Consider the following 18,877-nt stretch of genomic DNA (forward strand, 5'->3'; position numbering starts at 1 on the left):
CGCCCCCGCTCCTGCCGTTTCAGCGCAGCAGCCGTGCCAGATAGAGAAAGGTACCCCCGACCGACAGGGACGCAAGCAGATTGCCGATCAGGTTGGTGATCTGGGAGATCTGGTAACGGGCGGGGTAGGCCTGCATCACCGCCGGCAGATCGAGGCGATAGACCTGGATATAGAGCTCCGAACCCTTCCACAGGAAGATGCAGACGAAGACCACGATAAAGGCGAGAAAACCCTTGCCGATGGGGCTGTCCTTGACGTTGAGATAGATCTTGCGGATCAGGTCGATGTTGATCAGGGAGAGAAAGACCCAGTTGGTGTTACCGACGATGCGGATGGTGCGCAGGGTATCGGCGTCGGGAGCCGGATTGATGAGGATAAAGACCTGGGAGGCGAAAATCACCGCCAGGGTGACGAGATAGACCTGGCCCTTGTTCCCTTCCAGCTCCAGTGTGCGCGAGAAGACGTAATATTCCTGAAAGCCATGGCTCATCACCAAAATGGCGATGGTGCTGATAATCAGGCCCATGGCCTCGACCTGGGGAATACCGGTGCCGGGGAGAAAGGGCATCGCCTTCGGCAGCAGTTCGCCAAAGAGGATCAGGAAGAAACCGACCGAAATACTCGTCCAGACCCGGGCGTTGCCGATGCTGAAATAGAAGGAAACCAGCCCGGCCACCAGCCAGAGAATCACCTGCAACCCGCTCAAATCCATCCCCAAACCTCCCGTCTTACCATAAGTTTTTCATCAGCCGCTTAGAGCTTTTCCTGTGCCGCCCGCCCCATTTCCTCGACCATCCCATTGACCTTGCCGTGCCCGGCGACCAGCCGCGCCGCCTTGCCCAGACGCTCGTAAAAAACGTTCAGGGCCGCCGTATCGAGAGCGCCGCTCAGGTTTTTCTCGAATTCCTTTTCTACCAGCGAGCCGCCGATCTTACCGAGATGGCGCACGGCGATCTCCCGCCAGGCGGCCAGCAGCTCATCCCGCGACTCGGCCTCGCGTGCGGCCGGGTCGACCGCTTCCGGCTCCGCGATTGGCGGCGCGGAAGGTGCGACCGGTTCCGGGGCGGGCCGGCGGGCCTCCAGAATCCGCTTCCAGAGTGCCGGCAGATCCGCCGAGGAAAGCAGGTCGGCGAGCATCCCCTCCCCGACCCCCTTGGTGGTCAGGACGTCGATCTTGGCTCCAGGCAGGCGCGCCACCGACATGGAGGTGTCGGCGGTCGTCTCAATGGCGGTGGAGCCGTCATGGAAGAAGCCCAGGGGATTGCCCTCCCGGTAGAAAATGAGCGCCACCCGGTCGCCGGTGTAGATGCGCAGGCAGCCGGTGATGGCCAACTCCTTGAGCCGCGTGAGCAGCAGCTTGATGTCGATGAGCTTGAGCTCCTGCCCCTTATAGAGCAGGTCACCGTGGAGCAGAGCATGCACGCTCAGGGCCAGTTCGGGGCTGAGGCGATAGACATCGAGTCGCCCTTGCCCTTCCAGGGACTGCTCGAAAATGGCGGCAATGGCGTCGTAAGCGATGAGCCGTTCCCGTCCGTCGTCGAGAAGGGAACTGATCAGGCGCCCCTGCTCGAAAATGATGACCCCGGTCGCCGTGGGAAAATCGAAGCGCAGATAGCCGGAGAACTTCCCCGCCTGCAGCTTTTCGAGGGCACCGGGAAGATTGATCTTCCCCGGATTGGCATTTTCCTTGACGGGATTGCCCTTGGGCAACAGAACCATGTCTTTTCCTCCCCGGAAAAAGGCTCGGGTGATATTTTCTGACAGGCAAGCCCTGCGGTTCGCCGCGTAAGCTCCAGCCGAACAAGGTTGCGTCAAGAAGACTCAGGCGCGGTCTCCTGCAACTCCTCCCAGCGGGCATAGAGGGCTTCGATCTCTTCTTTGAGCCGTGCGTGCTCCGCCGATGTCCGGCGCCAGTTCTCGCCGTCGCGGTAGAGTTCGGGATCGGCCATGCGCTCTTCCATTTCGTGCAGCAGCCCTTCCTGTGCCTCGATTTTCTCCTCAAGCTCGGCCAGCTCCTTCAGCCGGCGGCGCTCCTGGCGCTGGACCTCTTTGCGCTCTTCGTGACTGCGCTTGCGATCTTCCTTGTCGACACTTTCCGACGCCTCCGCCCCGGCCGCCGCTCCCAGCTCGACCCGCTGCCGGGAATGGCTGAGATCCCCCTGCCCGGTGCGCCAGCGCAGAAAATCCTCGTAGTTGCCGATGCAGGACTCGATCCGGCCGCCCTTCACCTCGACCACCCGGGTCGCCAGGCTGTCGACGAAATAGCGGTCGTGGGAGACGAAAACCAGGGTCCCCGAGTAGCCCTTCAGCGCCTGCAGCAGGACTTCCTTCGATTGCAGGTCGAGGTGGTTGGTCGGCTCGTCGAGCAGCAGCAGGTTGGCCGGACGCAACAGGAGAATAGCCAGGGCCAGGCGGTTGCGTTCGCCGCCGGAGAGGACCGCCACCTTCTTGTGCACCTCGTCGCCGCTGAAGAGAAAGGTGCCGAGGATGTCCCGCACCTTCGGCACCATCTCGAAGGGAGCGGCGCTGGTGATCTCCTCGATGACAGTTCGCCCGGGATCGAGCACCTTGGCTTGATCCTGAGCAAAATAGGCCAGATGCAGATTGTGCCCGGCCTCCCGCACCCCGCCCTTGGGCGCTTCATCCCCGGCGAGCAGGCGCATCAGGGTCGACTTGCCGGCGCCGTTGGCCCCGACCAGGGCGATGCGCTCCCCCTTCTCCACGCTCAGGTCAATGCCGTCAAGCACGGTCAGATCGCCGTAACGCTGGGTCACGCCCCGCAACTCCAGGGCGGTACGCCCGCCCTTGGGCGGTTCGGGAAATTTGAAGGCGATCTTCTTGCGCGCCGGCGGGATGTCGATGCGTTCGATCTTCTCCAGCTGCTTGACCCGGCTCTGCACCAGCGAGGCCTTGTTCGCCTGGTAACGGAAGCGGCTGATGAAGGCTTCGATCTTTTCGATCTCCTCATCCTGGCGGCGCTTGGCTTCCCTCAAGGCCGCCACCCGCGCCTCGCGCTCGACCAGATACTTGCTGTAATTGCCCGGATACTCGGTGAGTTTACCGTTCCAGACTTCGACGATACGGCCCACCACCTGATCGAGAAAGAAGCGATCGTGGGAGACCAGCACCACGGCGAAGGGGTAGCTGATGAGATAATCCTCCAGCCAGTCCCGGGCCGGCAGGTCGAGATGGTTGGTCGGTTCGTCGAGCAAGAGCAGGTTGGGCCGCTGCAACAGCAGCTTGGCCAGGGCGATGCGCATCTGCCAGCCGCCGGAGAACTGCTCGCAGGGTTTTTCCCAATCCCCTTCGGCGAAACCGAGACCGCGCAGCACCTTGGCGATTTCCGTCTCCATAGCGTAGCCGCCGCGCTGGCGGAAGGCCTCCTGCAGGGTCGCGTAACGGTCCATGTCGGCCGGCTCATGACGCACGGCGATCGCCTGCTCCAGTCCGCTCAGTTCCGTTTCCATGGCGAGCAGTTCGGCGAAGGCCTCGCGCACTTCGGCGAAGAGGGACCGGCCCCGGTGCTCGAGACCGTCCTGGGGGAGATAGCCGAAGGTCGTGCCCCGCGCCGTCTGCACCTCGCCGCCATCGGGACTGACCCGGCCGGCGAGCATCTTGAGCAGGGTCGTCTTGCCGGCGCCGTTCTCCCCGCAGAGACCGATGCGGTCGCCGGGACGGATATGCCAGTCAATGCCGGCGAAAATACGCCGGTCGGCAAAATCTTTAATGACATTTTTTAGCTGTAACATGGGGCTCTTTATAGCATAAGGATTGACGCCATAAAACCTTGAATTTTCTGGCTTGCCCTTTCACAGTTTCCCTCTGTTCAAAATCTCGGGGCTCTGTTATAGTTGCGACGATTTTACGGCAGCCATCCATCCTCGAACGGATGTCGAATCGGCCGCTGCGAACAACCGCCTCCATCGAGCGCCATGCTCTGGATATAGCGAACCCCTTATTGAGGGCTATGGGAGAGAGCGTCGGTTCCGCCCTTTTTCGCCGCAAGCGAAAAGCAAACGGAAACTGGCCATCCTCCGTATCCCCGGTTGCGACCCCGGTCGTTGCTGAACTCCCTGTTGCGATCCCTCCGCGGATGGATCAGAAGGAATTCCATGAGCAAAAAGATGCTGATTAACGCCTCCCACTCGGAGGAACACCGGGCGGCCATTGTCGAAGACGGCGCCCTGACCGAATTGGAAATCGAAGTCGTTGGCCGGGAACAGACCCGGGGCAATATCTACAAGGCGGTGGTGGTCCGGGTCGAAACCGGGCTGCAGGCCGCCTTTGTCGATTATGGGGCCGACCGTCTCGGCTTTCTGCAGATGGGGGAGATCCACCCCCTCTGCTACCGGCGCAGCGGAGCCGGTGCCGAAAGTAAGGGACGTCCACGCATCAACGACATCCTGCAACGGGGCCAGGAACTCCTCGTCCAGGTGGTCAAAGAAGAGCGCGGCACCAAGGGGGCGGCCCTGACCACCTACCTCTCCCTCCCCGGCCGCTATATGGTGCTGATGCCCGAGAGCGACACCAAGGGGGTCTCGCGCAAGATCGAGGAAGAATCCCAGCGCAAGAAGCTCAAGAGCTCCATGGCCTCCATGAATTTGCCCGAGAATATGGGCTACATCGTGCGCACCGCCGGGATCGGCCAGACCAAGGAAGAACTCAAGCGCGACTTCGACTACCTGTTGCGGGTCTACGACAATATCCAGGAACTGGCCCGGCGCTCCAAGGCTCCGGCGCTGGTCTACAAGGAATCGAACCTGGTCATCCGCATGATCCGCGACTACTTCAGCGCCGACATCGACGAGGTGCTGGTCGACGATGCCAAGGTTTTCCAGGAGGCCAAGGATTTTTTCCAGCAGGTGATGCCCGAATACGCCCGCCTAGTCAAACTCCACCAGGAAAAACGCCCGATCTTCTCCCGCTACCAGATCGAAGAACAGATCGAGACCATCAGCAAGAACAAAGTCCCCCTCCCCTCCGGCGGCTCCATCGTCATCGACAGCACCGAAGCGCTGGTGGCCATCGACGTCAACTCGGGGAAAATGGCTTCCGAGCAGGGGGTCGAAGCCACCGCCTACAAGACCAATCTCGAAGCCGCCGCCGAAGTCGGCCGGCAGCTGCGCCTGCGCGACCTGGGCGGTCTGATCGTCATCGACTTTATCGACATGCGCGATCGGAAACACATTCGCGACGTGGAAAAGTGCCTCAAAGAGGCGCTCAAAATGGATAAGGCGCGGGTCACCATCGGCCACATCAGCAGCCAGTTCAGCCTGCTGGAGATGAGCCGCCAGCGGATCAAGGCGACCCTCGCCGAAGGGGCCTTTCTCACCTGCCCACACTGCGAAGGGAGCGGCCGGATCAAGAGCACCGAGGCCCAAGCGGTGGCCTTCATGCGCAAACTGCAGACGGGGATCGCCAAGGGTCAGATCGGCTTGGCCGAAGGGGATGTGCCGATGGAAGTCGCCACCTACCTGCTCAACTCCCGGCGCGAGGAGCTGCTGCTCATGGAGCGCCAGCACAAACTCGCCATCGTCATCCGCGGCTGCAAGGATCTCAAACCGGGCCAGTTCGAGCTGACCTTTGCCAAACGGGAAAAGGAAGAGCAGGCGGCGGAATTTGTCGACGCGACCCTCTTCACCCGAGCGGCGGCAGAGGATTACGGACGTCCGACCACCGAAGAGGTGGAGGATCTGCCCGCCGAGGAGATGGAGACGGAAGCCGTCGCTGAAGCCGACAGCGAGGTGGAAGTTACCGAAGTTGCCGAAGGAAGCGAAGAGGCGCCGAAGAAAAAACGTAAGCGGCGCCGGCGCAAGAAAAAGAATGGCACGTCCGCCGAAACTCCGTCTGGCGATGAGACGGCGGAGGGTACGGACGATGAGGATGAAGAGGAAGAACTTCCCCCGGAAGTTCCCTCCGACCAGCCGCAAGAATCGACGGAAATCTCCGCCGAGGCGGCGGAAGGCCAAAATTCCGAATCACCCGTGCAAGAAGAAGCCAAACCCGCCAAGAAACGCCGTCGCCGTCGCAAGAAACCGGCTGGGGCCCCGACTTCCCCGTCTGAAACCGAAGGGTCGGATTCCGGCGATGCTCCGCCGATTTCGACGGACGCGACAGAGGAAAAAGTCGAGACCACTTTACCGATGGCCGCCCAATCGGAAATGCTCCAGCAGCCGGAACCCGGAACGACGGATGGGGCGCTGGAGACGGAAAGTACGCCCAAGAAAAGACCGACGCGCAGTCGGAGCCGCAAACCGGCCGGGCGGGCCACTTCTGCCCCGGAAACCCCTTCCCCCGCGGATGTCGGGACCGAAACCGGACCGAAACCTGAAGAGACCGCAGCGGCAGGGCCTGCGCCGATAGCGGCCGACCAAGAGCAAGCGCCCGTCGCCAAACCGGCCCGAAAACCCCGCGCCCCACGGAAGAAGGCAGCGGAACCGGCCACCGACGAAGCGGTCGCGAAAGATGAAGCCAAGACTGCGGAGGAAACAGAAAAACCCAAACCCAAAAGGGCGCCGCGCCCCCGAAAAGCCCCGGTGACAGCTCCCGAGATCGGGGAGCCCGAGGCGAAACCCCCACGCCGCGCCCCACGTAAGAAGGCGACGGAAACGCCCCCGGTCGATGAAACGACCAAGGACGCAACCTGATACACGGCAAAAGGCCGGAGCGACAAGCTCCGGCCTTTTGCATTCACGGGCACCAGCTTCCTGAACAAAAACCTATAGGAAGATCCCGGTCTCCTTGGCTTCGGCACTCTCCTTTGCCATCGTCTGGATGCGGGTTTCCACAGCGGCTCCATCGTAGGGATAAGCCCCGACCGGGCAATGACGGGTACATTGCTGACAGAGGATGCAGGAGTCGTCGATTACCGGGAAGGGATCGAGACGGATCGCCTCCACCGGGCAGATTTGCACACACTCCCCGCAGCGGGTGCAGATATTTTTATCCGCCGCGCGCAGCGGCTGCATCGCCTTGATCGCGGCCAGACTCTTGGCGGCGGATTGTGCTTTGAGCGCGGGGGGAAGATAGTCGAGCCGCTCCGCAGGCAGGATTTCCGTCCGGCCGCGCGCGATCTTGGTCAACACGCTCTCTACCAACGCCTCTATCCGGTTCAGATCCCCGGCGTTGGGCCGTCCGGCCGCCAGGGGCTGGAAGGACTGCCACAGGGAGGAATGCTCGGCCAGCACTTTGGCGGCGCCGAGAACGGCAAAGCCCGGTTCCGTAAGGCACGCCGCCATCTCGGGAAGGGCGAGGCCGCTGGTCACCGCCCCCCAGGTGACGAAGGGGACCGCGAAACCGCTGGTAGCGGGCAGGGAACGGACGAAATCTTCCACCAGCGGCACGGCATGGTCGCAATAGACGGGACTACCGAGCCACAGGCAGAAGGGTTGCGCGTCCGAGACGAACGACGCGGCCGGGTTTTGCCGCCGTGCCAGATCGAGCAGGCTCACCGATTGGCCCCGATCCCGCAGAAAATCCCCAATCGCCTCAGCGACTTGCCGGGTGGTTCCCGCCGGGGAAAAATAGACGATTCGATGTGTGATGGTCATGATCTTCCCTTTCCTTGAGATCTCTTGATCAGCGCTAGTCGCGAGGGGGCAGGTTTTTCTCGGCGCTCTTGAGAAAAACCGCCAGCGCCCCGTCGCCGCCGAACTGGCGCGGCGCCCTGCCCCACTCGGCAACGCGGGCGCGCCCCTCGCCGGCCAGATAGCCTTCGATGGCGGCGCGCAGCACCGGTTCGCTCTCGGAACGCAGTCCTTTGCCGGTGACGATCAGGAGCGTCTTGCGCCCGTGATAAGCAGCGTTGTCGAGAAAATGGCCCACTCGTTCCAGAGCCTCTTCCCGGCTCAAGCCGTGCAGGTCGAGGGTTGCCTCGGGCATCAGCTTACCCCGGGCGAGGAGTTTCATACGGCGCGGCGTGACGGTGGGGACGGCTTCGTCCTCCTCGGGAAACTGGTCGCTGAAAACCGCATCGAGTTGACCAAGGGCGGCGACGAAAAGGTCGGCGTCGCCGACCGGCGCCGAGGGCGGGTCTTCGACCGGGGGCATGGTTGGCCGGGGCGTTTCGCGCTCCTGGGCTTTCAGCTTACGGACCCCGATCCGCGCCATTTCTTCGGTGAAGGCGACCGGTTCCTCCGGCGCGACGGAGCGCGGTGAAGGGGCAGCTTTCGCCGGAGGGGATGGCTCCGGAGCGGAAACGCAAAACCCCTTCAAATCCTTGAAGGGGTTATTGCGCATTTGCGTCGTTTTTTCCGGTTTGCGGTCTTTTTTCTCTTTCACGCCTAACGCCTCTGAATTTTGCGCCGCCCCTGCATGGCCTTGGTCTGCTGCTTGATGAGGGTGCCCTGGCTTTCCAGGTGAAACTGGTACCAGAGATCGCCGAATTCCTGCATCTTCATCTTCTTGCCCGCCTTGAGCAGATCAAGGTTTTCCTGCAGGGTGTCGTTGCCACCGACCTTCTTGATCCCCTTTTCCATGACCGCGATGGCCCTGTCCTTCTGGCCGATCTTTTCCAGACAGTAGGCGTAGAGGTTCCAGATCATCGGTTCTTTGCGGCTGGCGGCGGTCGCCTTTTCGAAGGTATCCCGCATCTTTTCGGGCTTGTTACGCTTCATGTAGCAGATGCCGAGCATGCCCATAGCGACCCAATGGCGGACAAAGCCCTTTTGCAGGTAGTCGAAAGCCTCGTTGAAGTCCCGTTTGAGATAGAGGATGGTGCCGATCTGGGCATTGAGCTGCCCCTTGATGTAGAACTGCCACTTGGCGTACTTGAAACCGCCTTGCAGGGCCTTGACCGCCTTTTCCGCACGCCCGGCCTGCAGATCACGCTGGGCGCCCTCCATCAGGATGCCGATCTTCTTCATAATGAAGCGGGTCATCAGGAAATAGAGGAGGAAAAAGGTCACGATCGAGGCGGCGGCGGCGATCCAGGGTTCGACGCCGGCAAACAGAGTCAGTCCCAGATGCACCAGGACGGAAGCGAGCAGGGAAAGGGCGAGATTAAGCATTCTTCGGAGGGTCCTTTCGGGAAGCGTTGGCTTGCGCTGTCAAAGCCTGCGGAGTGTAGCAATCCGCCCCACAAAAGTCAAAGGGATATCCCGCGCGCTGCGGCCTTCAACGCGGCAGGCGGGGATGGCACACCAGCCGGTCGATGCCGAGGGCGGCGAGGTCGGCAGGGAGGGAATCGTGACGGAGAAACTGGGTGTTCCCCCCTTGCAGCAGGGGGATCGCCGTTTCGTCGCAGCTCAGGGTAAAGACCTCGCCGCAGGGGGCGGGGCAATCCGCTCCGCCGGGCTCCTCGCGAAAGGGGCAATGACGGCCGCTGGTGACCATGGCGTAGGGATGATGCAGGGAGGCGCGAAGGCCGGGCGGCAGCGGCGCCAGGCCTTGCAGAAGGTTATCCAGTTCGACCCGGTGGATGCCCAACTCCGCCAGCAGCGCGGCGCTCTCGCGGCCGTGCCAGCGGCTTTGGCGGAAATAGGCGCGCTGCTCGGCGGTCAGTTCCAGATCGAGGATGCGTGGCCCGCGCTTCTGACCGGAGAGGGCGCGACCAAGGATGATCGGGATGTCGGGGATCAGGGAGCGGGCAGGTTCCAGGGCGCCCCAGTCGGAGATGAGCAGTTCATCCCCGGCCTGCAGCCAGCGCGCCGCCGCCACCAGTAGCGATCGCAGGCGCGGCAGCACCGGCTCGATCAAAACCGGGGTGACTAAAGTGAAGGTGCGGCCGTCACTATGGGCGGCGCGGCAGGCCCGCTCGGCGGCTTCGGGCGTGGGGAGCAGCCAGGGACAGAACTCGGCGCCGAAGTAGATCCGGGCATAGCCCTCGGGGAGCGGTTCCTCGGGACGGGGAAGAAAAAATGCCCGCTCGGGATCAGCTGCGATTGCCATCGCGCACCAAAAGGGTCAGCTTGTCGCCCGGGCGCAGGATGTGATTCTTCGCCAACCGGTTCCAGCTCTGAATCCGCTCCGCCGAAACCGCAAATTTGCGGCCAATGGCCGACAGGGTATCCCCCGATTTGACCCGGTAGACGATCTTGCGCTCCCCCTTGACGGCGGCCGTCTTTTTCCCGGCGGCCTTGACCTTGGCCACCTTGAGAATCTGGCCGGGACGCAGGGTACTTTTGGCGGTCAAACCGTTCCAGGCCCGCAGTTCTTTCTCGCCGGTGCCGAAACGCCGGGAAATCGCCCACAGGGTATCCCCCTTGCGTATCTTGTAGGTTTTACTGGCCGTCGGCGTTGACTTCCTTTGGGCTTCGGCCGTCCCCGGCATGCCTGGATGCAGCGGCAGAAGAAGAACCGATCCCAGGGGGAGGATTCGGGGATTTTTCAGCTTATTGAGGGCGATCAGATCACCTTGCCGCAAATTGTAGCGACGGGCGATGGTGGAAAGCGTATCCCCCTTGGCAACCTGGTGGCGGTGATAATTGGCCCGGCGATCGGATGGAATCTGGGCATAGAGTTTCTCGAAGCGGGATTTGCTCCCGGCAGGGATGCGCAACTCGTAATCCTTCGCATGGGGCGGCGTACACCAACGCTTGAGTTCCGGGTTTAACGCCCGCAGTTCCTCGGTAGAAATCTCGCAGAGTTGCGCCGCCAGCTCGAGATCGGTCGCTTCGGGAAGACGCACGACGTCATAGGTGAAAGGCTCGGCTGCAGGAAGATCGGTGAAACCGTAGGCGGCGGGATCGCGGACGATAGTCAACACCGCCAACAACTTGGGAACATAGTTTCTCGTTTCGTCCCGCAGGGAAGAGTTGTCGCAGAGTTCCCAGAAATCCTCGGCACCGTTTTCGTCCATGGCCCGGGAAATCCGACCGCCGCCGGCGTTATAGGCGGCCACGGCCAGATACCAGTCGCCGTCGAAACGGTCGTAAAGCTCACTGAGAAAACGGGCCGCGGCCCGGGTCGATTTCTCGAAATCGCGCCGTTCATCCCGCCATTCGTCATTGTTCAGACCGTAAATCTCGGCGGTGCTTTGAATGAACTGCCAGGGACCGGCGGCATGGGCATGGCTGTAGGCGTGGGGATTGAATCCCGACTCGACCAGGGCGAGATAGGTCAGATCCTGGGGCAGGCCTTCCTCTTGGAAAATTCGGCGCATGAAGGGGATGTAGCGTTCGGCCCGGTGCAAGAGACGGGCGAAGACCTCCCGCCCTTCCCCGGTGTAATAGTCGATATAGGAACGCACCTGCTCGTTATCGACCAGGGGAAAATCGAAAATCAGTTCATCCTTGAGCAGGGTCAGCCCTTCGTGCCCCGCCCGGGGGGGAGCGTCGTCGGCCAGATGCAGATGTTCGAGGACATCCCCAACCTCATCGGGAGAAGGTTCCTGCGGTCGGGAAGGGCGAGGTTCGGCCAGGACCGAATAATTGGGGCGTCCGGGCACCTTGCGCGGCGGCTGAATCAGCTCGCTCTTGGCGGCGGCGGACTCCTCCGTCGCCGGGGGGGGTAAGGCCGTTTGCGGATTTTGCGTCCCCGGCAGACAGCCGGCCAACATCACAAGGAACAAAAACAGCAGGACAAATTTCATCGGTGGTTCTCCTCGAAGGGCGCGCTCCCGGCCGAAACCGGCGGCGCGCTTCTTCAATCGTCGTCAGGCCAGAAACGTCGCTGCAATTCGGCGAGCAGGCCGTCGAAAGTGCGGCGGTCCAGGGCGCTGACCGGCACGGCGTCGAAACGCCGGCACAGGGGAGCGACTTCCTCCGGCGGCACCTGATCGGTCTTGTTGAAGACCAGCAGCCGGGGAATGCGGTCCAGTTCGAGTTCGCCGAGAATCCGCTCCACCGCCTGGATATGATCCTCGAAGCGGGGGTTGGAAAGGTCGACGACATGCAGCAACAGATCGGCGTCCTCCAGTTCCTCCAAGGTGGCTTTGAAGGCACCGAGCAGGCTTTTCGGGAGTTTACGGATAAAACCGACGGTGTCGGTGATGATGACTTCCCGTTCCATGGGAAAACGCAGCCGGCGGGTGGAGGTGTCGAGGGTGGCGAAGAGCAGATCTTCGGTAAAGACTTTGCTTTGGGTGAGGGCGTTGAGCAGGGTCGACTTGCCGGCGTTGGTGTAGCCGACGATGGAAATGATGGGCACCTCGGCGCGGATGCGGCGCTGACGGCGTTGCAAGCGCCCCCGGGCGAGGTTGGCGAGCTGTTTTTCGAGGCGGGCAATGCGCTCGCGAATGCGCCGTCGGTCGATCTCCAGCTTGGTCTCGCCGGGACCGCGCCCGCCGATCCCCCCCATCAGCCGGGACATGGCGGTCCCCCGGCCGATCAGCCGGGGCATGATGTATTTGAGCTGGGCCAGCTCCACCTGCACCTTGCCGTCCAGGGTATGGGCGCGGCGGGCGAAGATGTCGAGAATCAGCTGGCTGCGGTCGATAACCTTGATTTCGGTGATGGCCGAGATGGATCGCACCTGCACCGGCGACAGATCCTGATCGAAAATCAGCACCGTCGCCCGCTGCTGCAGGGCGCGGATAATGACCTCCTTGACCTTCCCCTCCCCCATCAGGTACTTGGGGTTGAGCTGGCGGGGACGCTGCACCACCCGGTCGAGGACCACCACGTCAGCGGTGCGGGCGAGTTCGGCCAGTTCGTCGAGGGAATCCTCCGTCTCTTGGCGCGGCGCCAGGCTGACGGAGATGAGAATCGCCCGCTCGCGACCGTCGGAGAGATCGATGGTGTCGTCGACCTTGCGTTCCAGTTCCCCTTCGAGGGCGCGGGTGAAGGCGGCGAAATCGAGGTCGAGATCGTGGATCGACGGAACGCTCTCCACCTCGACAGTCTCGCCGCCGGTCACCGGCGGCAGCAGATGGGCATAATCGACCCGGCCGGGGAGACCGTCTTGGCCCACCGCCAGCGCGACCATGAGATCGAGGCGCAACAGCGCCAGGTCGGTGAGGTCATCCTGGGAGAGGGGTTCGCCTTTGAGGTGGGTATGAATGCAGCGCAGACCACGCAGGCCGCCGCGACCAAGGCCGTAGCCGGAGAGGTCGGGAATGACGATTTCGCGGTCATCGCCAACGATGACGTGTTGGATCTCCCCCTGGCGATCGATGATCACCCCGACCTGGCGGCGCAGGTCGAAGGCGCGCTCGGTCAGATAACGGGCGAGCTCGACGGAGATCACCTGGTCGACGGGAATGCGCCGCCGTTGGATGCGCTCCAGAGCCTGGATCTGCCCGGCCTTGAGGCCGGAGATATTGCCGTGAATCACCGCTCGCCTCGTATGGGCAAGGGCAGAAGGGCTTCAACGAAAAAGGGGCCTTTCCGGCCCCTTGCTCGAAGAATTTCAAAAAGGGGGGTCATGCGCCGGTAACGCTGAATCCGGCGTCGACGTAGTGGATTTCGCCGGTCACCCCGCTGGAGAGATCGGAGAGGAGATAGACGCTGGACTTGCCCACTTCTTCCTGGGTCACGCAGCGCTTGAGGGGGGCGCGGTCATCCATGAGTTTGAGCTTTTCACGGAAGTTGGCGATGCCGGAGGCGGCCAGAGTCTTGATCGGGCCGGCGGAGATGGCGTTGACGCGGATCTTTTTCTCGCCCAGTTCCACCGCCAGGTAACGGACCGAAGCTTCAAGCGCGGCCTTGGCCACACCCATGACGTTGTAATTGGGAATGGTGCGGACGGAGCCGAGATAGGTCAGGGTGACAATGCTCCCGCCCTCGGGCATGAGCGGAATGGCACAGCGGGTGACGGCGACCAGGGAATAGGCACTGATATCGAGGGCCAGCTGAAAACCGGCGCGGCTGGTCTGGCTGAAGCCGTGTTTGAGATCTTCACGATTGGCGAAGGCGACAGCATGCACGACGAAATCGACGGTGCCCCACTCCTTGCGCAGGGTTTCGAAGACCGACTCGATCTCGGCGTCGCTGCCAACGTCACAGGGGAGAACCAGGGTGGCGCCAAGGCTTTCCGCCAGGGGGCGAACCCGTTTTTCCAGCGCTTCATTCAAATAAGTAAAAGCCAGGGTAGCGCCTTGCGCCCTGAGCTGCTGTGCGATTCCCCAGGCGATGCTCATTTCGTTCGCCACACCAAAGACGATGCCGCGCTTGCCTTCCATCAAACCCATTGTCTGCATTCTCCTTCGTGATCGACCTCGTTTGAAGGCAATTCTTTAACAGATCATGTTCGATAAAGCAAGCACTTTGACCGCCCGCGCCAGCCCAGCTGAGAGAGGATTAATCATTCACCCGATTCGCCGTTGACAAAGCAAAAGGGAGAGAAGACAATTCCGCCGTCCTTTTGTTCCGGAGGAATTCCCCATGACCCTGACCACCATTTTCGGCATCGCCCTGGCCCTGGCCATGGACGCCTTCGCCGTCTCTCTGGCCGCCGGAGTAACCCTGGAGCGCATCACCGGCCGCCATCTCTTCCGCTTCGGCTTTCACTTCGGCCTCTTTCAGGGCATGATGCCGGTCATCGGCTGGCTGGCGGGGATCAGTGTGCAGCGCTGGATTGCCGACTACGACCACTGGATCGCCTTTGGCCTGCTCGCCTTCGTCGGCATCAAGATGATCCGCGAAGCCTTCGAGAAAGAGGATGAAGAGGCCGAGGCGAGCGACCCGACCCGCGGCCTGACCTTGGTCATGCTCTCCGTCGCCACCAGCATCGATGCCCTGGCGGTGGGGCTCTCCCTGGGGATGCTCGGGGTCGACGTCTGGCTGCCCGCCGCCGTCATCGGTCTGGTCTGCGGCGCCCTGACCGTCGCCGGCATGCTCCTGGGCGGCCGCATCGGCCGGATGTGGGGAAAACGGGTCGAAGTCCTCGGCGGCCTCGTCCTCTGCGCCATTGGCCTGAAGATCCTTCTCGAACATACCCTGGGACAATAGCTTTCCGGCATTTGGCGATAATTGGGTTGGGGAAAAAACGGAATTTACCGGAGAAATGGAGAATCCGCCGAATGCCGGTCGGCACGGAGAGTCCCTTTGGTCCCTGATTAACTCCAATATTCGGCATATCGCGCTTTTCGGAATATTTGTTGCTTAATCCAGGTTGACAGCGACGATTTTGCCGCGCCTATTTCGGCCCAAAGACCTGCCTGATCGACCGTTTCTCATAAGGATTCCATGCCCATCGGATTTCCACGACATCCGTTGATCCTTCTCCTGCTGCTGCCGGCTCTCTTCCTTTTCGCCTTTCCCGGGGAGGTTGCGGCGCAACCGGAGACGGATCGACGCAAGGAGATGTTGATCCTCCACTCCTACCATCCGGGCCTCCCCTGGACCGACGGGGTCATGGCCGGCATGCAGGAAATCCTCGACCAGCCTCCCGAAACCATCCACTACCATGTGGAATATCTCGACACCATGCGTCATCCGGACCCGGAGTATTTCGCCCACGTCCTCGACGCCATCCTCCACTACAAGTTGGAAAAACGTTTTTTCGATCTGGTCATGGTCTCGGATAACGAGGCCCTGAATTTCGTTCTGGAACATCGTCAGGCGCTTTTTTCCGATACGCCGGTCGTCTTCTGCGGCGTCCCCGAGTCGACCGAGGAGTTGAACAGATCGCTTCCGATGCTCACCGGCATCCTCGAACAGCCCGATTATCGCGGGTTGTTGCGCCAGGCCCTGGAGCTCAATCCCCGCACCCGGGAATTCATCGTCATCGGCAGCACCCGGGATATTTCCGGCCGTCTCGATCGGGAGGCGCTGCAGGAAGCCGCCAAGGAATTTTCCGTCCGAACCTATTTCACCTACTGGGACGATCTCCCCGCTGCGGAACTGGAGACGCGTCTGCGCCAGCTGCAACCGGGGCATGTGGTGATTGTCAATGGCCTGATCGCCGATGGGCAGGGACAACCGCTCCTGCTTCCGGAACAGGAAAAGCTCTTTCGCGAAGCCTGCCCGGTCCCTCTCTTCAGCCATCAGGAGGCGCTGCTCGGCCGGGGAAGTATCGGCGGTCCGGTCGTCAACGCCCGCCAGCAGGGGCATCTGGCGGCGGAGTTGGCGCTGCGCATCCTCCACGGGGAGGTCGTGAGCGATCTGCCACCGCAAATGCCGTCCCTATCCCCTCCGGCCTTTGACTACCAGCGCCTCAACGCCTTCCGCCTGCCCCTGGAGGTTTTGCCGGAGGGGCATCGCCTGATCAACCAGCCCTTGAGTTTCTACCGCCTGACCCATCAGCAGGCCGGGATTCTCATTGCGGTTCTGGGCGGCTCGTTGACGGTGACGCTCCTTTTGACCAGCAACACCCTCAAACGCAAAAAGGCCGAAGCGCGCCTGCGGGAGAGCGAACAGAACTACAAGCAGCTTTCCCAGCAGTTCCAGATCATTCTCGAAGGGATTCCCGACGGCCTGACCCTGATCTCCAAGGACATGAAGGTGATCTGGTCCAACCAGGGGACCGGGAGCTATTTCAACCGCATGCTCGGCTCGGTGCCGGGGGAATACTGCTGCAAAATGCTCTACAACCGCGCCGAGCTCTGCAAAAACTGCCCGGCGATTCAGGCCTTCGCCAGCGGCCGGAACGAGGAAGCGACCATCACCACCCTCGACGGGCAGATCCTCGAAGTGAAAGCTTTTCCCATTCTTGACGGCACCGGCGAGATCCTCAACGTCATCATGCACGCCACCGACATCACGGAAAAAACCCGGCTGCGGGAAGAGGCGCTGCGCAACAGCCGGCTCGCCTCCCTGGGGGAACTGGCCGCCGGCGTCGCCCACGAAATCAACAATCCCAACGGGCTGATTCTGTTCAACAGCGACCTGGTGCGCAGCAGTTGGCAAGCGGCGGAACCGATCCTCCAAGCTCACTACCAGACTCAGGGGGATTTTCCCTTGGGCGGGCTCAATTACTCGGAAATGCAAACTGAAATCCCCCAACTGCTCAACGAGATGGTCGAGGGGGCCCAGCGCATCCGGCGCATCGTCGATGACCTCAAGGATTTTGTCCGCCAGGACGGCACGGACCTCAAAGCTCGAGTCGATCTGAACGAGGTGGCGCGCACCGCCGTGCGTCTGATCAAAAATCCGATCAAAAAGGCGACGGATCATTTTGAGCTCGTCTGCGCCGAGCCCCTACCCTATTTCATCGGCAGCTTTCAGCGCATCGAACAGGTGGCGGTGAATCTCATCATGAACGCCTGCCAGGCCTTGCCGGGGCGGGAGCAGGGGATTCGCGTCGAAACCCGTTTCGATGAAAGCGGCAATCGTTTACAATTAGTGGTGCGCGATCAGGGGGTGGGGATCGCGATCCGGGATCTGCCCCACATCAGCGAACCTTTCTTCACCACCAAGCGCGAGCACGGCGGCACCGGCCTGGGGCTTTCCGTCGCCGCGCGTATCGTCGCGGAACATCGCGGCACCCTGGAATTCCAGAGCACCCCGGGGGTCGGCACCACGGCCATTCTGTCCCTGCCGGCCTTGAGCGAAGGAGAGAGTCATGACTGAAGCCCTTTACCCCGAATTGCCGATCCTTCTGGTCGACGATGAAGAGGCCTGGCTGCGCTCATTGGCCCTGACCCTGCGCGGCGCTCTCGGCATCAACAACCTGATCCGTTGCTCCGAAAGCCGCAAGGTCATGGAGATTCTTTCTGAGCAGGATATCGGGATGGTCCTCCTCGACCTGACCATGCCCTATCTTTCCGGCGAGGATCTGCTGCAGATGATCGGCCAGGAGTATCCTGAGATTCCGGTCATCATCCTCAGCGGCCTCAACCAGCTGGAGACCGCCGTGCGCTGCATGCAGCTCGGCGCCGTCGACTATTACGTCAAAACCGAGGAAAAAGAACGCCTCATCGGCGGTATCCAGCGGGCGATGGCCGCCCGCTCCCTGCGGCAGGAGAACCGCCGCCTGAAGAAACAGGTCCTTGACGGCGAACTGGAACACCCCGAAATCTTTGCCACCATCCATACCACCAGCCGCAAAATGCAGTCACTCTTCCAATACATCGAGGCGGTGGCGACGAGCAGTGAACCGATCTTGATCACCGGGGAGAGCGGCGTCGGCAAAGAACTCATCGCCAAGGCCATCCACCAGCTCGCCCGTCCCCAGGCTCCCTGGGTCGCGGTCAACGTCGCCGGCCTCGACGACAACCATTTTTCCGATACCCTCTTCGGCCATACCCGGGGCGCCTTCACCGGCGCCGACCGGGAACGCCGGGGGATGATCGAAGAGGCCACCGGCGGCACCCTCTTTCTCGATGAAATCGGCGATCTCAGCCTCGTTTCTCAGGTCAAGCTGCTGCGCCTGCTGCAAGAGGGGGAATACTTTCATCTCGGCAGCGACGTTCCCTGCAAGGCCCGCGCGTCCTTCGTGCTGGCTACCAACGTCGACCTGGAAGCGCTGCAGAACAAAGGGGCTTTCCGCCGGGATCTCTACTACCGGCTGAAAGCCCACCATGTGCACATCCCTTCCCTGCGCGAGCGCCTCGAGGATCTGCCGGTGCTGCTCGACGCCTTTTTCGATGAGGCGGCGCGCACTCTGAACAAGAAGAAGCCGGCCGTCCCCCATGGCCTCGCCGAGCTCCTTTCGACCTACGCTTTCCCCGGCAACGTGCGGGAACTGCGGGCGATGGTCTTCAACGCCCTGAGCCTGCACAAATCCCACAAACTCTCTTTCGACTACTTCAAGCAGGCCATCGGCTTCGGTCAGACCGACGCCCCGCCTCAGCCCGAATCAACTGCACCGGAAGAAGAGACCGGGGTTGCCTTCCCCAACCGACTACCGACCCTGGATGAACTGGGGGAACTGGTGGTCACCGAAGCCATGCGTCGGGCGAAAGGTAACCAGACCCTGGCCGCGAGCTTTCTCGGCATCACCCGCCAGGGTCTGAGCAAACGGCTGAAAAAGCTGCAGGTTCCGGAAGAATCCTAAGAACAAACGGCGTGGCATTGGCCCACGACGGTTGTGATTCCCCGGTTTTCCGCGATACTTT

14 protein-coding genes are annotated in these 18,877 nt (G+C 61.9%); 4 read left to right on the plus strand and 10 right to left on the minus strand.

The window, feature by feature from the left end:
- Window positions 1-19: 19 nt before the first annotated feature.
- From BQ4888_RS13740 to BQ4888_RS13750, 3 genes are all read right to left on the minus strand, one after another.
- Window positions 20-712, minus strand: coding sequence for a hypothetical protein (locus BQ4888_RS13740; RefSeq protein ID WP_092057842.1), 693 nt, complete (start codon window positions 710-712; stop codon window positions 20-22).
- 41 nt (window positions 713-753) lie between these two features.
- Window positions 754-1,719 carry a DUF2226 domain-containing protein gene (locus BQ4888_RS13745; RefSeq protein WP_092057843.1) on the minus strand — a complete coding sequence of 322 codons (966 nt, stop codon included), beginning with the start codon at window positions 1,717-1,719 and terminating at the stop codon, window positions 754-756.
- Between the two features lie 92 nt (window positions 1,720-1,811).
- Window positions 1,812-3,749 (minus strand): ABC-F family ATP-binding cassette domain-containing protein, encoded by a 1,938-nt coding sequence (locus BQ4888_RS13750; protein WP_092057844.1) that lies wholly within the window; start codon window positions 3,747-3,749, stop codon window positions 1,812-1,814.
- A gap of 363 nt (window positions 3,750-4,112) precedes the next feature.
- Between BQ4888_RS13750 and BQ4888_RS13755 the strand changes: the two genes are divergently transcribed.
- The gene (locus tag BQ4888_RS13755) at window positions 4,113-6,647 is read left to right on the plus strand and encodes an Rne/Rng family ribonuclease (protein WP_092057845.1); all 2,535 of its coding nucleotides are present in this window, start codon (window positions 4,113-4,115) and stop codon (window positions 6,645-6,647) included.
- 72 nt (window positions 6,648-6,719) lie between these two features.
- Here BQ4888_RS13755 and BQ4888_RS13760 read toward each other — a convergent pair whose 3' ends face one another.
- The 7 genes from BQ4888_RS13760 to BQ4888_RS13790 all read right to left on the minus strand — a co-directional run bounded on the left by BQ4888_RS13760 (window position 6,720) and on the right by BQ4888_RS13790 (window position 14,068).
- On the minus strand, window positions 6,720-7,550 hold the full coding sequence (locus BQ4888_RS13760) for an EFR1 family ferrodoxin (RefSeq protein ID WP_092057846.1): 831 nt from the start codon (window positions 7,548-7,550) through the stop codon (window positions 6,720-6,722).
- Between the two features lie 34 nt (window positions 7,551-7,584).
- Window positions 7,585-8,280 carry a Smr/MutS family protein gene (locus tag BQ4888_RS13765; protein WP_092057847.1) on the minus strand — a complete coding sequence of 232 codons (696 nt, stop codon included), beginning with the start codon at window positions 8,278-8,280 and terminating at the stop codon, window positions 7,585-7,587.
- A 2-nt stretch (window positions 8,281-8,282) separates the two neighbouring features.
- Entirely contained in the window at window positions 8,283-9,008 is a 726-nt protein-coding gene (locus BQ4888_RS13770) for a tetratricopeptide repeat protein (protein ID WP_092057848.1), read from the minus strand.
- A gap of 106 nt (window positions 9,009-9,114) precedes the next feature.
- A complete protein-coding gene (locus BQ4888_RS13775) occupies window positions 9,115-9,888 on the minus strand; it encodes a hypothetical protein (RefSeq protein ID WP_092057849.1) in 774 nt (257 codons plus the stop codon).
- Window positions 9,872-11,530, minus strand: coding sequence for a lytic transglycosylase (locus BQ4888_RS13780; RefSeq protein WP_092057850.1), 1,659 nt, complete (start codon window positions 11,528-11,530; stop codon window positions 9,872-9,874). Before BQ4888_RS13780 ends, BQ4888_RS13775 begins: the two co-directional genes overlap by 17 nt.
- A 53-nt stretch (window positions 11,531-11,583) precedes the next feature.
- Window positions 11,584-13,212, minus strand: coding sequence for a GTPase HflX (gene hflX, locus BQ4888_RS13785; protein ID WP_092057851.1), 1,629 nt, complete (start codon window positions 13,210-13,212; stop codon window positions 11,584-11,586).
- 88 nt (window positions 13,213-13,300) lie between these two features.
- Window positions 13,301-14,068: an enoyl-ACP reductase FabI gene (locus BQ4888_RS13790; RefSeq protein ID WP_092057852.1), complete on the minus strand. Its 768-nt coding sequence runs from the start codon at window positions 14,066-14,068 to the stop codon at window positions 13,301-13,303.
- Window positions 14,069-14,261: 193 nt separating this feature from the next.
- Here BQ4888_RS13790 and BQ4888_RS13795 point away from each other — a divergent pair, with 193 nt between their 5' ends.
- From BQ4888_RS13795 to BQ4888_RS13805, 3 genes are all read left to right on the plus strand, one after another.
- Window positions 14,262-14,828 carry a manganese efflux pump MntP gene (locus BQ4888_RS13795; RefSeq protein WP_092057853.1) on the plus strand — a complete coding sequence of 189 codons (567 nt, stop codon included), beginning with the start codon at window positions 14,262-14,264 and terminating at the stop codon, window positions 14,826-14,828.
- 237 nt (window positions 14,829-15,065) lie between these two features.
- The gene (locus BQ4888_RS13800) at window positions 15,066-17,390 is read left to right on the plus strand and encodes a sensor histidine kinase (RefSeq protein WP_092057854.1); all 2,325 of its coding nucleotides are present in this window, start codon (window positions 15,066-15,068) and stop codon (window positions 17,388-17,390) included.
- Window positions 17,383-18,816: a sigma-54-dependent transcriptional regulator gene (locus BQ4888_RS13805; protein WP_092057855.1), complete on the plus strand. Its 1,434-nt coding sequence runs from the start codon at window positions 17,383-17,385 to the stop codon at window positions 18,814-18,816. The genes BQ4888_RS13800 and BQ4888_RS13805 overlap by 8 nt, the downstream gene beginning before the upstream one ends.
- Window positions 18,817-18,877: the final 61 nt, after the last annotated feature.

The sequence above is a fragment of the Desulfuromonas acetexigens genome (genome assembly GCF_900111775.1).
In the GTDB taxonomy this organism is placed as follows: domain Bacteria; phylum Desulfobacterota; class Desulfuromonadia; order Desulfuromonadales; family Trichloromonadaceae; genus Trichloromonas; species Trichloromonas acetexigens.